Origin of the sequence: Sphingomonas pseudosanguinis, assembly GCF_014196255.1 — a bacterium.
Taxonomy (GTDB): domain Bacteria; phylum Pseudomonadota; class Alphaproteobacteria; order Sphingomonadales; family Sphingomonadaceae; genus Sphingomonas; species Sphingomonas pseudosanguinis.
In genome coordinates, this window is sequence record NZ_JACIDH010000013.1 from 61,346 (window position 1) to 74,252 (window position 12,907).

The 12,907-nt window shown below is 67.3% G+C and carries 9 protein-coding genes and 1 tRNA gene; 2 read left to right on the forward strand and 8 right to left on the reverse strand.

Annotated features, from left to right (window positions below; genetic code table 11):
• Nucleotides 1–145: 145 nt before the first annotated feature.
• From GGR48_RS13250 to GGR48_RS13285, 8 genes are all read right to left on the reverse strand, one after another.
• A complete protein-coding gene (locus GGR48_RS13250; RefSeq protein WP_183952327.1) occupies nt 146–1,183 on the reverse strand; it encodes a DUF7146 domain-containing protein in 1,038 nt (345 codons plus the stop codon).
• The gene (locus tag GGR48_RS13255; protein ID WP_183952328.1) at nt 1,183–5,490 is read right to left on the reverse strand and encodes a strawberry notch family protein; all 4,308 of its coding nucleotides are present in this window, start codon (nt 5,488–5,490) and stop codon (nt 1,183–1,185) included. The genes GGR48_RS13250 and GGR48_RS13255 overlap by 1 nt, the downstream gene beginning before the upstream one ends.
• Nucleotides 5,491–5,652: 162 nt before the next feature.
• The gene (locus GGR48_RS13260; RefSeq protein ID WP_240455916.1) at nt 5,653–5,946 is read right to left on the reverse strand and encodes a hypothetical protein; all 294 of its coding nucleotides are present in this window, start codon (nt 5,944–5,946) and stop codon (nt 5,653–5,655) included.
• Entirely contained in the window at nt 5,946–6,209 is a 264-nt protein-coding gene (locus tag GGR48_RS13265) for a DUF6117 family protein (protein ID WP_183952329.1), read from the reverse strand. The genes GGR48_RS13260 and GGR48_RS13265 overlap by 1 nt, the downstream gene beginning before the upstream one ends.
• Nucleotides 6,206–6,622: a hypothetical protein gene (locus GGR48_RS13270; protein WP_066522328.1), complete on the reverse strand. Its 417-nt coding sequence runs from the start codon at nt 6,620–6,622 to the stop codon at nt 6,206–6,208. Before GGR48_RS13270 ends, GGR48_RS13265 begins: the two co-directional genes overlap by 4 nt.
• A gap of 128 nt (nt 6,623–6,750) precedes the next feature.
• Entirely contained in the window at nt 6,751–8,889 is a 2,139-nt protein-coding gene (locus tag GGR48_RS13275) for a ParB/RepB/Spo0J family partition protein (RefSeq protein WP_183952330.1), read from the reverse strand.
• A 171-nt stretch (nt 8,890–9,060) separates the two neighbouring features.
• Nucleotides 9,061–10,011 carry an ArdC family protein gene (locus GGR48_RS13280; protein ID WP_183952331.1) on the reverse strand — a complete coding sequence of 317 codons (951 nt, stop codon included), beginning with the start codon at nt 10,009–10,011 and terminating at the stop codon, nt 9,061–9,063.
• A gap of 452 nt (nt 10,012–10,463) precedes the next feature.
• A tRNA-Gly gene (locus tag GGR48_RS13285) sits at nt 10,464–10,538 on the reverse strand.
• Nucleotides 10,539–10,669: 131 nt separating this feature from the next.
• Between GGR48_RS13285 and GGR48_RS13290 the strand changes: the two genes are divergently transcribed.
• Complete coding sequence (locus GGR48_RS13290) at nt 10,670–11,431, forward strand: ImuA family protein (protein ID WP_183952332.1); 762 nt, start codon at nt 10,670–10,672, stop codon at nt 11,429–11,431.
• Nucleotides 11,322–12,875, forward strand: a complete 1,554-nt coding sequence (locus tag GGR48_RS13295; protein ID WP_338110484.1) for a Y-family DNA polymerase — start codon at nt 11,322–11,324, stop codon at nt 12,873–12,875. The genes GGR48_RS13290 and GGR48_RS13295 overlap by 110 nt, the downstream gene beginning before the upstream one ends.
• Nucleotides 12,876–12,907 lie beyond the last annotated feature (32 nt).

Consider the following 12,907-nt stretch of genomic DNA (forward strand, 5'->3'; position numbering starts at 1 on the left):
CCGGAAAATCGTCGGCCGCAGCCATTGCCGATCCGGCCCGGCTGACGGCCGATCGCCCTCTCGAAGGCCGAGGCGCGGTCCTCTTTCCGCCGCTGCGCATCCACTCGGACATGACCGCTGCGCGCAGCCCTTCAGCCCTTTCCGGCTACGCTGCCCGGGTAATGAAGCGGGCAACGTCCTCCGGTGCGAGTTGCACCCGGATACCAGCGCGGAGCGCATCAATGCCGAGACGCTGGAGATCCTCGTTGAAGTCCCCGAGCGCCGGCGACAATGGTATGGCCTCGATGCCCTCGGCGTTCGTGCGTTCGATCAGCACGTCGCGCGCGCCGTCACCGGCGGGATCGTCATCGCGGACGATATAGAGCCGCCGCAGAGTCGATGGGAACAGGATGGCCGCCAGATGCGCCGCCGAGAGCGCCGGGGCCATGGCCATTTCGGGCAAGACCTGCCGGAGCGACAGCATGGTCTCGATACCTTCGCCTGCCGCCATCACGCTGCCGGGCACACCGAGGCGGACGGCAGCCCCAAGCAGATCGCCCATTGCCTTGCGCGGAGTGTCGATCGGCGCCTTGTCCGAGCCGTCGGGCGCGAGCCAGGTGCGGTGTGCGCCGGTGATCTTGCCATTGAGGTCGGTCACGGCGGCGACCATGGCGGGCCAGGTCTCGGTCGGGCCATCGTCGGGTCTGTAATAGCAGCGCGGATGGAAGCGCAGGCTGCCGGTTCCGTGCAGAAACGTAATGCCGCGTCGGCGCAGATACGTCTCCACGACAGTGCCTGCGATCGGCTGCGACATCGCGAACAGTCGCCGTGCGGCCTCGGCCGATCCCGAAGGCGCCGGGGCAACGCCGCGCCTTGGCGCCGCGGGTTCCGGTTCGGGGTGCGGCAGGCTGAGAAAGCTGCGGGCCTCATCGGTGACATCGGGAAAGTCGGTGAGGCCGAGCGATTCACGGATGACGTCGAGAAGATCGCCATGTTCGCCGGTGGCGGCGTCGGTCCATTTGCCCGCGCGGCCGTTGGGGCTGTCCTTCAGCCGGACGAACATCGAGCGGCCCTTGGTGTTGCGGACATCGCCAACCTGCCAATAGTTGCCTTGGCGCTGCCCATTCGAAAGATAGTGGCGGCAAACCGCCTCGGCCTGCCGGCCGAGACGGTGCGCCAGATCGGAAGCATCCTGTCGTGCCATCACGCCGCCTCGCGTTCGCTGATGCGCTCAATGGCGTAGGTGTCGAGCAGCTTGCCGAGGACGGCGGGACCGGAGGCGCCGACCGGCACGAAGAAGCGCAGCTTCCACGAAATGATCTCGCTGAAGAGGCCGTAGGCGCGCAGGCGATCCCGCATTGTGTCGCTGAACCCCGACAACTCGATGCGGTTCGCGCCCATGACGCGCGCGCGGCGAAGCTGGAGCCCGTCAGCCAGGTCAAGGATGGTGCGGCCGTCCACCAGCGCGGCATAGGCGTCGCCACTGCTGAGATTAGTGGTTCCGGTCGAGGCGGCGTTGGCTGCCCAGGCGGGTGAAACCCGCCGTCCGATAATGCGTTCGCCATCATCGGTCTGAAGCCGATAGACGCGCGTCGACTCGTTGGGCAGGCGCTTCCACACGGGCAGGAGCAAGCCGCTGACCATGTGGATCGTGCCGTCGGTGAAGGCAGGCACCTCATCGACCTCGCGCTGCCAGACGGCGGCGAAGGTGTCGCGCTCGGTCTCCTGCCAATGACTGTCCGCCATCATGGCGAGAGTCGCATGATGCTGTTCCATCGGCCGGATCAGCCGGACGCGGCGTTCGATCTCGCCATCGTCAAGCATGATGGACGGCGCGGATACCTGAACAGCGGCGCGACCCGAGCGCGCGTTGACGAGCAGCCGGGCCTGCGGATCGTCGAGCCAGCCGAGCGCCTCATCGAGTGTGGTCGGCCGATTCCGGCGACGTTCGGTGATGGTGAGCAGCCGCGTCTGTGCAGCTGTCGCTGGGTGCGTATAGATGGTGGTGCGTTCGGTGACGACGAAGCTCTCCGCCGTCAGCGTTTCCAGCCCGACATCATAGACGCCGCTGGCGATGGCTCCCGCCACCTTGGCGTCGAGCAGTTGCTCGAAGGCGGTGAAGAGGATGCCCTGAAGCTCGATGGTGAGCGCCAGAAGCCGGTTCAGGAATGTGGTGATCGGCGGCAAGTCGTCCTTGATGCCATTGTCGTCCATCAGCTTCAGACCGGTCGCGGCCTCGAAACGCCCCAGCGAGCACCCCTCGACCTTGCCGCGGACGATCAGGAGGTAGAGCTGGCGCAGCGCATCGCGGGCGTAGCTCGATTCCAGATTATCCTCGGGCCTGAACAGACCCTGGCCGCCGGTCTGGCGCTGACCGCGCGTGATCGCACCCAGCGTGTCGAGCCGCCGTGCGATCGTGGACAGGAAGCGCTTTTCGGCTTTCACGTTCGTGGCGATCGGGCGGAACAGCGGCGGCTGCGCCTGATTGGTGCGATTGGTGCGGCCCAGGCCCTGGATGGCGGCGTCGGCTTTCCATCCGGATTCGAGGAGGTAGTGGACACGCAGGCGCTGGTTCTTCGCCGACAGCTCGGCGTGATAGCTGCGGCCGGTGCCGCCGGCGTCGCTGAACACGAGGATGCGCTTCAGGTCGTCCATGAAGGCTGCGGTTTCCGCGAGGTTGGCGGAGGGCGCCCGGTTCTCCACGACCAACCGCTCGCCCTTTCGAACGATGCGCCGCGAGCGGCCCGTCACCTCGGCAACCATGTCGGCGCCAAATCGCTGCACGATCTGGTCGAGCGCGCCGGGAACGGGCGGCAGGGACGCGAGCCGTTCGATCAACTCGTCGCGCCGCGCGACGGCTTCGCGGCTCTCGACGGGCTGGCCGTCACGATAAACCGGGCGCGAGGACAGATTGCCCTCGCCATCCGTGAACGGCTCGTAGAGCTGCACCGGGAAGGAATGGGCGAGGTAGTCCAGGACGTATTCCCTCGGCGTGATGTCGACGCGAACATCGTTCCATTCCTCGGTCGGGATCTCGGCCAGTCGGCGTTCCATCAGCGCTTCGCCGGTCGAGACGATCTGGATGACGGCGGCGTGGCCATCATCGAGATCGCGTTCGATGGAACGGATCAGCGTCGGCGTTTTCATCGACGTGAGCAGGTGGCCGAAGAAACGCTGCTTCGCGCTCTCGAACGCCGAGCGGGCTGCGGACTTGGCCTGCCGGTTCAGCGTCCCGTCGTTGCCGGTGATGTTGGCGGCCTGCATCGCCGCGTCGAGATGATTGTGGATGACCGCGAACGCGCCGGCATAGGCGTCGTAGATACGGCGCTGCTCGTCAGTCAGGGCGTGCTCGACCAGCTCATATTCGACGCCATCATAGGACAGCGAACGGGCGGTATAGATGCCGAGCGCACGCAGATCGCGGGCAAGCACTTCCATGGCTGCAACGCCGCCGTCCTCAATCGCCTCGACGAATTCGGCGCGGGTGGCGAAGGGGAAATCCTCGCCGCCCCACAGGCCGAGCCGCTGGGCATAGGCGAGATTGTGGACGGTGGTCGCGCCGGTGGCGGAGACATAGACGACGCGGGCATGGGGCAGCGCGTGCTGGAGCCGCAGGCCTGCGCGTCCCTGCTGCGAAGCGGCGACGTCGCCGCGGTCTCCCTTGCCGCCTGCGGCATTGGCCATGGCGTGGCTCTCGTCGAAAATGATCACTCCGTCGAAATCGCAGCCCAACCAATCGACGATCTGCCGGACGCGCGAAACCTTCTCGCCACGGTCGTCGGAGCGCAGCGTGGCGTAGGTTGCAAATAGGACGCCTTCCGACAGGATGATCGGCTTGCCCTGGGCAAAGCGCGACAGCGGCGTGACCAGCAGGCGCTCCATGCCGAGCGCGGACCAGTCGCGCTGCGCATCCTCGATCAGCTTGTCGGATTTGGAGATCCAGACCGCCTTGCGGCGTCCGCGCAGCCAGTTGTCGAGGATGATGCCGGCAGACTGGCGGCCTTTGCCAGCCCCGGTGCCGTCGCCGAGCATGAAGCCACGGCGGAAGCGCACGGCGTTCTCAGCCTCGGCCGGAGCCGCCTGGACGAGATCGAAGGTCGCATCGACGGTCCACGAACCGGCAAGGAAATCCGAATGGGCCTCGCCGGCATAGATGACGGTTTCAAGCTGGGCGTCCGACAGAAGATCGGTGATATTTGCCGGAAGCATCGGCCGATAGGCGGGCTTGGGCGGCGCGATGCTCGCCATGGCCGCCGATTGCACGAGCTTGGTGGGGTGTGCCTGACAACCGGCAATACGGATCGATTGCAATCCATATTCTTCATAGATCGCGTCCGTGAGGTTGGCGCCCTCAGGCGGCGTCCAGTCCACCGGGTCGTAGCCGAGTTCGATGCCTTCCGCGTCGATGGACGAAGGCGCGGTCGGACGTGCGGTTGCGGTTCGTGCAAGATAGCCGCGCACGGTGCGAGGCGCTGAGCCCGTCACGGCGCGCGCATTATCGGGAAGATTGACCGGCAGGCGCGGTGGAACCTGTGCCTCGATCCAGGCGAGCAGCGTGGCGACGTCAGGCGCAAGACCCGATGATGCCGGAAATACGGCCGGATCTTCGGCGGGCAGCTTGTCGATGACGGTGAGCCGTGTCTCGATGGTCGTGCCGTGCCTGGCATAGACCGAGCCGTCGATCGCAGCGGTGAAGACGACGCGGCCGCGCTCCTGAAGCCGGACGAAAGCATCGCGCCAGGCCGGTTGCTCGGGGCCGAAGTTCGCACCGGTGATTGTCACCAGACGTCCCCCGTCGGCGAGCCGCGCCAGGGCCGAGGCGACATGGCGCAGGGCGGCGTCGGCCATGCGGCCGGAGACGTGCGCCATCACCGAGAAGGGCGGGTTCATCAAGACGACGGAGGGAACGGCGGTCGCCGGAAGATGATCGTCGATCTGGGCGGCGTCGACGCGCGTGACGGTAAGGGCCGGAAAGAGCTGGCCAAGCAGATCGGCGCGGGTTTCCGCCAGCTCGTTGAGGAGCAGCGAGCCGCCGCTGATCTCGGCGAGGATGGCGAGCAGGCCCGTGCCGGCCGAGGGCTCCAGCACGATGTCGCGCGGGATGATCGCGGCCGCGGCAATGGCGGCAAGTCCGAGCGGGACCGGCGTCGAGAATTGCTGATGCGCCTGGCTCTCCTCGGAACGGCGGGTGTGCGTCGGCAGAAGGCCGGAGACTTTCGACAAAGCGGAAAGACGTGCAGCCGGAGTGTCGGCTTTACGGAAAAGCGCACGTCCGTATTTGCGCAGGAACAGGACGGTCGCGCATTCGCAGGCTTCGTAGGCCGTCTTCCAGTCCCAGACGCCGCTCGCGTCGGAAGCCTCGAAGGCGATCTCCATGGCGGTGCGAAGGCCGGCGTTGTCGATCCGCTGCCCGCGTTCGAGCATGGCGAGAAGCTGATGGGCGGCGGCGATGATGGCGGACGCACGGACGATGGGCGCAGCCGGCATGGCGACGGGCGATAGAATGTTCATGGTCGGGAACCTCGGGAGAGCGGGAAAGGGACGCCCGAACGGCGCTCTCTCTCGACCGCCCGGACTCGACCCGTCCCGGCAGCCCTCTCACTCTCGAAATGCCCTTCGCGGCCGGCATGAAAAAAAGCACCCCGGCCGTGCGGCGGGGTGCTTTCCAAGAGATCAGTTCCAGTGTCCGTCCGCGATCTCGCTGGCGATGAGCCTGCGCGCCTTGCGGATCAGGTCGTCGCCGCTAGTGTCGATGTGCCCGAAGAACCGCGCGCGGGCGCCGTTCGCGGTCCAATCGGCATAGGCGCAATATTCACGGGTCTTGGTTCGGAATGCCCGCATGTCGCTGGCCCAATGGGGCTTGGGTTCTATGATGACGGTAAGGCCGTCCCTGGTCTCTGGCCAAGGGAGCGACCGTTCGGCGGGCGGGCGCTCGTGATCCGCCGCGAAGATGGCGTCGATGTCCATCATGGCGCATCTCCCGTCTCCGGCCGCACGAAGCCGTCAGGATTATCGGGGTCGGGCGGCAGATAAGCGTCGTAAGGATTGCCGTCGGCGAGATGGCCGAAGGGCGTGAAGACGTAATCGCCCTCGTCGCGTCCCACCGCGCAGATGACGTAGCGTGGACTACCCGTCACCGCGTCGAGGCACTCCATGAACGCGAGATTGCCGTCGCCTGCCGCGCGCAGCAGGGTCTGGAAATTGCTCCGGGCATGGGCGGGGATGCTCATAGCGGGCCTCCCTCGCCGGACATGGTCTGGTCGAGCCAGCCATCGGTATAGATCCAGTCCACGGTCTCGCCGGTGGCGAGGTCGAGGACATGGGCGCCGCCGCCGAAGCCGTCGAGCCGGGGCTTTGAGCAGGTGTTGGCGTATTGGAAACCCCATCTGCCGGTGAGCCCGAACTCGGAGGCGCAGCGTTGCACGAACCGGATGAGGCGCTCAGGGTCGCCGGTCACGTCGTCGCGCATCCAGAGCTGGCTGCCGCCGTGCTCGGGCTGGATCGAAAGGAGGAAGCCATCGGAGGGCGGTTCCTCCGATGCGCCATCCTCGGAGAGCGTGTTGTAGAGGTCGAGCGCACGGGCGGCGTTGTCGGGCGTGCCGACGTCGAACAGGCACGAGAAATGGGTGAAATAATCGGCCATGACAGGCTCCTGAAACGAGAAAGCCCGGACCGCACGGCACAGCCATGCAGACTGTCGACCGTGGGACCGGGCAGAAGGAAGATCGGGATGGCGCGCGAGACGAACGGAGCCGCCCCGCGCTGCCCGCGCTATTCGGCGGCGACCGCGTGCTGGATTCCGTCCTCGTCATCGACCGCGTCTTCGTCCTCACCCTCATCGGTGAGAAAATCCGGCAGGTCGGTGTCTTCGCCGGCGTCGGTCTGATCGTCCGGGATGGGCTGATCGCCATCAAGGGATGTCAGGCGCAGGGGCTCCGGCAGCCAGCAGGTGTCGGCGAGCAGGCGCTCGGCCTCCTTGGCCATGTCGCCCTTCTTCAGGTGGTCGATGAGCTGGGCGGCCCGTTCGCCCGCGCCCTCCCGGACGGCTTCGAGGATGCGGGGCTTGGTGACGCGGCCGAGGTAATTGCCGACGGTCGCCCTCCAGCCCGCCGTCACCATGTCGAGGCCGGTCTCGCGTGCCAGGCGGTCGGCCTGCGCGAGACGGACATCCAGACAATGCTGACTGACGCCCGATCCGCAGGGGTTGGGCCGCTCGAACAGCGCGTTGACGCCGAAGCTGACGCAGTGGGCGAGCAGATCGAGCCGTGTGCCGGGATCGAGTTGGGTGAGCCAGTCCCACAGCGCCTGGTCGTCGGCCGGAACGTGATCACCCCAGCGGGCGTGCCGGTCGGCGATCTCGTGCGCCGCCGGACTGTCTTTCAGCTCCTCCGATTGGGCGGAGAAGAAGATGTGGCGGACACTGGCTTCCAGGCAGCCGGTCGGAGCAGTGCGCCGGAAGGTGTCGCTGGCCAGCTTGTGCAGCAACAGGGTCATGGCGACGTCGGGATGCTCGGCTACGGTATTGCGCAGCGCCAGGGTGCGATGCGCGGTCAGTTCGATCACGAGACGCTCGGGCAATGGCTTTGCGCCGTCCTCTTCCTCGTCCTCCGGCTCCGCGGGCTGGCCGCCGATGGTGATGACGGCGCGTTGCACGGCAGGCGTAGCCGCAGGACCGTCGCCGCCGTCGAACTCGGGGGTGTCGTCCCCTTCGGCATCGACCGGACGCTCGTCCTCGGGACGGACATAGCCGCGATCCACCGACAGCGAACCATCGGAGTCCAGACTGACGAAGACGCCGGCGATGGCGATGTCGGCCGGATCATAGACCGTCGGACGCTGCTCGAAGGCCTCGAGCGCCTGTTCGATCTCGCCGAGACGCACGTCGATTGCGTCGGGCAGTTCGTCGGTTTCGGAATATTCGGCCTCGAGCCGGTCATATTCGTCGCGCAGCGCATCGCGGGTCGCGCGCTCCTCGTCGGTCAGATCGACCGCAGTCCCGACAAGTTCGCGCAAGCCCTGCTCGTGGCCATAGGGAAAGCTCAGGGCAGCATCGACCCACTTCCAGCCCTCGCTGGCAATCTCGTCGGCGGCGAGCTTGAGCTTTTCGGCCACGAGACGGTCGAGCAGGGCCGGATCTTGCAGCCAGCCGCCATCGTCGGACTGGAACAGATCGCGCAGCATCAGGCCGCCCGCCGCTTCATAGGCTTCGACGCCCACGAAGATGGCCCGCCGATCGGACGCCCGCACCGTGGTTTCGGTGAGCATCCGGCGGATGTGGTAGGGCTCCTTCTGCCAGCCTTCCTTGATCGCGTCCCAGACCTGTTGCTGGCGGTCATGGTCGGGGCTGACGGTGAAGGCCATCAGCTGTTCGAGCGTCATGCCGTCTTCGGCATAAATCTCCAGCAGCGCGGGGGCGACGGCGGCGAGCCGCAGGCGCTGTTTCACGATCGTGACGCCGACGAAGAAGGCGGCGGCGATGGCTTCCTCTGTCATGCCCTTGTCGCGCATGGCCTGGAAAGCACGGAACTGATCAAGCGGATGCAGCGGCGCGCGCTCCATGTTTTCGACCAGCGAGACCTCATCGATGAGGATGTCGCTGTTGGCGTCGCCGACGACGCAGGGCACCGGCGCGGTCCTGGCCAGGCGCTTCTGCTTCACCAGCACCTCGAGCGCGCGATAGCGGCGGCCGCCGGCGGGCACCTCGAACATTCCGGTCTCATGGCCATCGGCGTCGAGGGCGGGCCGGACATGCAGGCTCTGGATGAGGCCGCGCCGGGCGATCGATTCCGCCATCTCGTCGATCGAGACGCCGGCCTTGATGCGCCGGACGTTGGCCTGGCTCAGCACGAGCTTGTTGAAGGGGATGTCGCGGGCCGACGACAGGGTGATTTTTTGAATGGCGGTCGCCATGATCTTTACTCCGCGACGGGCGGCCGGGAGACTCTCTCTCGACCTCCAACCCGTCACGAAGCGAAGCGCCGGCCTCTCACTCTAAGAGGGCAGCGCCACGCAGGCGGAAAGGCGCAAAGCCGCAAAGCCGCGTCTTCGTCTTTCCGGTTTTCAGGCCAGTTTTCAGGATCGTCACGCTGCCCGCCGTTCGTCATCGGCGCAGCCGGCAGCGGTGTCCGGCAGGAATCCGAGCAACCAGTCCGCCGCCTTGCTCGCCTGCGAGGCGGCGCGAACGATGGCGCGGTTGTCCTCGCGCAGCACCTCGAGCCAGGAGCCGAGATAATCGGCGTGCCGCACGGTGGGCGTGATGCCGAGCGAGGCGCAGCAGAAGGCGGCGTTAATCTCCGCGATCAGTTCCTCGAAGGCGTATTTTTTCGAGCCGAATGAACCTGAGAAATCACGGTTCAGGCGTGAGGGGTGGCCCGTGGCGTGGCCCAGTTCGTGCAGGGCCGTCCGGTGCCAGTTGATCGGCTCGGAATAGGCCTGCGGCGGCGGCACCTGCACATAGTCGGACGTCGGGGCGTAGAAGGCTCGATCACCGCCGATGCGGAAATCGATGCCCGTCGCCCGGATCAGGGCTTCGACCTGCGGTTCGATGAGGCCGCGAGGAGGCGGTGGTGCGACGGTGGCGACACCTTCAGGCAGGCCGTCGCATTGCGCAGCGTTGAACACCGTGAAGCGCTTGAGGAACCGGATCACCGCGGCGTCGTCGCCGGTCTCGCGGGCGCGGCGCTTCTCGTCTTCCGGCGTGAAACGGTCGGCATAGACGACGGTGATGCCGTGCTCCCCGCGGCGGACATTGCCGCCCAGTGATAGGGCCTGGCGGAAGGTGAGCCAGCTCTGACTGGGAAAGCCGTGCTGGATGACCGCACCCCAGAGGATCAGCACATTGATCCCCGAATACTGCCGACCGGTCGCGGCGTTCTTCGGCATGGTGAGAGGAGCCTTCACCGAGGCTGATCCCCAAGGCTGGACCCAGGGGAACCGGCCGGCCTCCAGCTCGGCGATGATCGTGTCGGTGACTTCATCATAGAGGCTCGCCCGATTCTGACTGGCGCGAGCGGGTGCGGTTCTTCTGGACATCGCGGATCTCCGCGACGGGCGCCGGGAGCCTCTCTCCCAGCCCTCAACCCGTCACGGAAAACCCGTCTGCACTCTCACTCTATTGGGGGCGTTGCGGGGATCTCCCCGCAGAAGGGGTTGGGCGAGACCTTGGGCTCGACCGCAGGGGAAGGCATTCCCCCCTCCTGACATTCGAATCATAATGTGATCAACCAGCCCCGTAGCTTCGATCTGGCATATGCCAGAAAGCAGCGTCCCGGTTGCGCCTCGAAACTATGGCGAGGGCATCCGCACTATCGCGCACTGACTGAGGGGCTTGTGGAGGCATTTGAAAGCGCCAAACCGTCGCTACGCTATCCGAACTTGCGCGTTGAGCTGCTTACATAGTGCTTACACGATGAGGTGCGAATGTGCGTGTAAGCAAAGAGCCTCCCGAAGGAGGCTCTCTAATTCGCTGATTTTCCTAGGAAAACTGGAGCGGGCGAAGGGATTCGAACCCTCGACCCCAACCTTGGCAAGGTTGTGCTCTACCCCTGAGCTACGCCCGCTCTGGCGTTTCCGAACCGGCTGACCGGCTGGGGTGAGGCGGGCTATTAGATGTGGGTTTCGAATCCGGCAAGCACTTTTTTCAGAAATTTTACATTGGCGACTCCAGCAAGAGAACATTACAAGAACATATATGGAGGAACCCTTCGCCCTGATCGACCGTCTGCGTCGTGCCGCCTGTCTGGCGACGCGGATGGAGGAGGGTGAGCGGGGGACGGGTGACGCGCTGACGCGGGGCCTCGCCCCTGCGCAACTCCATGAAATCCATGCGCTTTCGCAAGGCGAGGCGGCCAGCGGCGCGGGCTTTGCGATCGGATGCGCGCTGGCCGCCGGGGCCCGGCCGATCCTGTGGCTGCGTACCGAAGCGGCCGAGCGGCAGGGCGGGCGACTCCATGGGCCGGGGCTGATCGCGATGGGGCTCGACCCCGCCGATCTGGTCGTGGTGGTGGTCGGTGATGATTCGGCGTTGCTGCGCGCGGCGGCGGATGGCGCGCGCTGTCCGGGGCTGGGCACGGTGATCGCGGAGGGCTGGGGCGCGATGCGCGGGCTGGACCTCACCGCCTCGCGGCGGCTGATGCTGGCGGCCGAGGCCTCGGGCGTGGTGATGATCCTGCTGCGCGTCGCCGGGCAGGTGGTGCCCAGCGCGGCGACGACCCGCTGGGCGGTGGCGCCCGCCCCGTCGCGCGCGCTGGCGGCGGATGCGCCGGGCGCACCGGCCTATGATCTGGAATTGCTGCGCCGACGGGGAGCGCCCGCGGGCACCCGGTGGCGTGTGGAGTGGAACCGTGACACGCAAAGCTTCGATCCCGCGCCGCTATCTGGCGCTCGTCTTCCCCTGGTTGCCGATCGAGCGGCTGCGGATCGGCCGCCCGCACCTGTTCGTGGGACGCGATGAGGCACCGATCGCCTTTGCCGAATCGGTGGGCGGTGCGGTCCGCCTGGCCGCGCTCGATCCGGCGGCGCGCGGCGCGGGGCTGTCGGTCGGGCTGACGCTGGCCGATGCGCGGGCGCGGGTGCCGGCGCTGGAGATATTCCCGCATGACCCCATCGCCGATGCCGACTGGCTGGAGCGGCTGGCCGAAGGGGCGCGGCGTTACAGCCCGGCGGTGGCGCTCGATCCGCCGCAGGGGCTGGTGCTCGACAGCGCCGGCGCGGACCATCTGTTCGGTGGCGAGCGTGGGTTAGCCGAGGATATCGAGACGCGGATGGCCAGGCGCGGCATCACCGTACGACTGGCCTATGGCGACACGCCCGAGGCGGCGCGCACGCTGGCCCGCTATGCCGGCACCCCCGCCCCGGACGAGATGGGGGCGATCCGCCGCCTGCCCGTCGCCGCACTGGAGCTGGACGAGGATGCCGGCGCGGCGCTGATCGCGGCGGGGCTGAAGACGGTGGGCGATGTGTTGGCGCGGCCGATGGCGACGATCGCGGCGCGGTTCGGGCGCGAGGCGGCGACCGCGCTCAGGCGGCTGACCGGCGAGGAGGACAGCCCGCTGATCCCGCGTGTCGTCGCCGCTCCGATCGGGGTGGAGCGGCGTTTCGCCGAGCCGGTGGCCCGGACCGAGCATATGCTGGGCGTGCTGGAGGAACTGGCGGGGGAAGCCGCACGGGCGCTGGAGGAGCGGCATGAAGGCGGCCGTCGCTGGGATGCGCGACTGTTCCGCGCGGATGGCGAGGTGCAGGCGCTGCGGGTCGAGACCGGGCAGCCGACGCGCGACCCGGCGGTGCTGCTGCGGCTGTTTCGCGAGCGGATCGAGGCGCTGGCCGATCCGCTCGACCCCGGTTTCGGTTATGACCTGATCCGGCTGGATGTCGGGCTGGCCGAGAAGCTGGATGCGGTGCAGCTGCGGCTGGAGGGGGGCGAGGCGAAGGCGGAGGCGGTCGCCGCGCTGATCGACCGGCTGGGCACGCGGCTGGGGCGCGAGCGGGTGCGGCGAATCCATCCGCGCGACAGCCATATGCCCGAGCAGGCCGAATTGCTGCTGCCTGCGACCGAGGCCGCGCCCAGGGCCGAATGGACCCACCCCGAACCGGGCGAGCCGCCGATGCGCCCGATCCATCTGTTCGACCCGCCCCAGCCGATCGAGTCGCTCGCCGCCGAGACGCCCGATGGCCCGCCGGCGCGCTTTCGCTGGCAGCGGAAGATGCATGACGTGGCACGCGCCGAAGGGCCGGAGCGGATCGCGGGCGAATGGTGGCGGCGCGCCGACATGACGCCGCCGACCCGCGATTATTACCGGGTCGAGGATGTGCGCGGGCGGCGCTTCTGGATCTTCCGCCATGGGCTCTACAGCGAGACCGAGCGGCCGCGCTGGTATGTGCACGGGCTGTTCGCGTGAGGGGAGAGTGCCAAGGTCCTCCCCGGCACGGG

Excerpts from the sequence above, each read along its gene's own strand:
- GGR48_RS13250 (WP_183952327.1), bottom strand. The coding sequence starts at position 1,183 with ATGGCACGACAGGATGCTTCCGATCTGGCGCACCGTCTCGGCCGGCAG.
- GGR48_RS13280 (WP_183952331.1), bottom strand. The coding sequence starts at position 10,011 with ATGTCCAGAAGAACCGCACCCGCTCGCGCCAGTCAGAATCGGGCGAGC.
- GGR48_RS13290 (WP_183952332.1), top strand. The coding sequence starts at position 10,670 with ATGGAGGAACCCTTCGCCCTGATCGACCGTCTGCGTCGTGCCGCCTGT.
- GGR48_RS13260 (WP_240455916.1), bottom strand. The coding sequence starts at position 5,946 with ATGGACATCGACGCCATCTTCGCGGCGGATCACGAGCGCCCGCCCGCC.
- GGR48_RS13270 (WP_066522328.1), bottom strand. The coding sequence starts at position 6,622 with ATGGCCGATTATTTCACCCATTTCTCGTGCCTGTTCGACGTCGGCACG.
- GGR48_RS13255 (WP_183952328.1), bottom strand. The coding sequence starts at position 5,490 with ATGAACATTCTATCGCCCGTCGCCATGCCGGCTGCGCCCATCGTCCGT.
- GGR48_RS13275 (WP_183952330.1), bottom strand. The coding sequence starts at position 8,889 with ATGGCGACCGCCATTCAAAAAATCACCCTGTCGTCGGCCCGCGACATC.
- GGR48_RS13265 (WP_183952329.1), bottom strand. The coding sequence starts at position 6,209 with ATGAGCATCCCCGCCCATGCCCGGAGCAATTTCCAGACCCTGCTGCGC.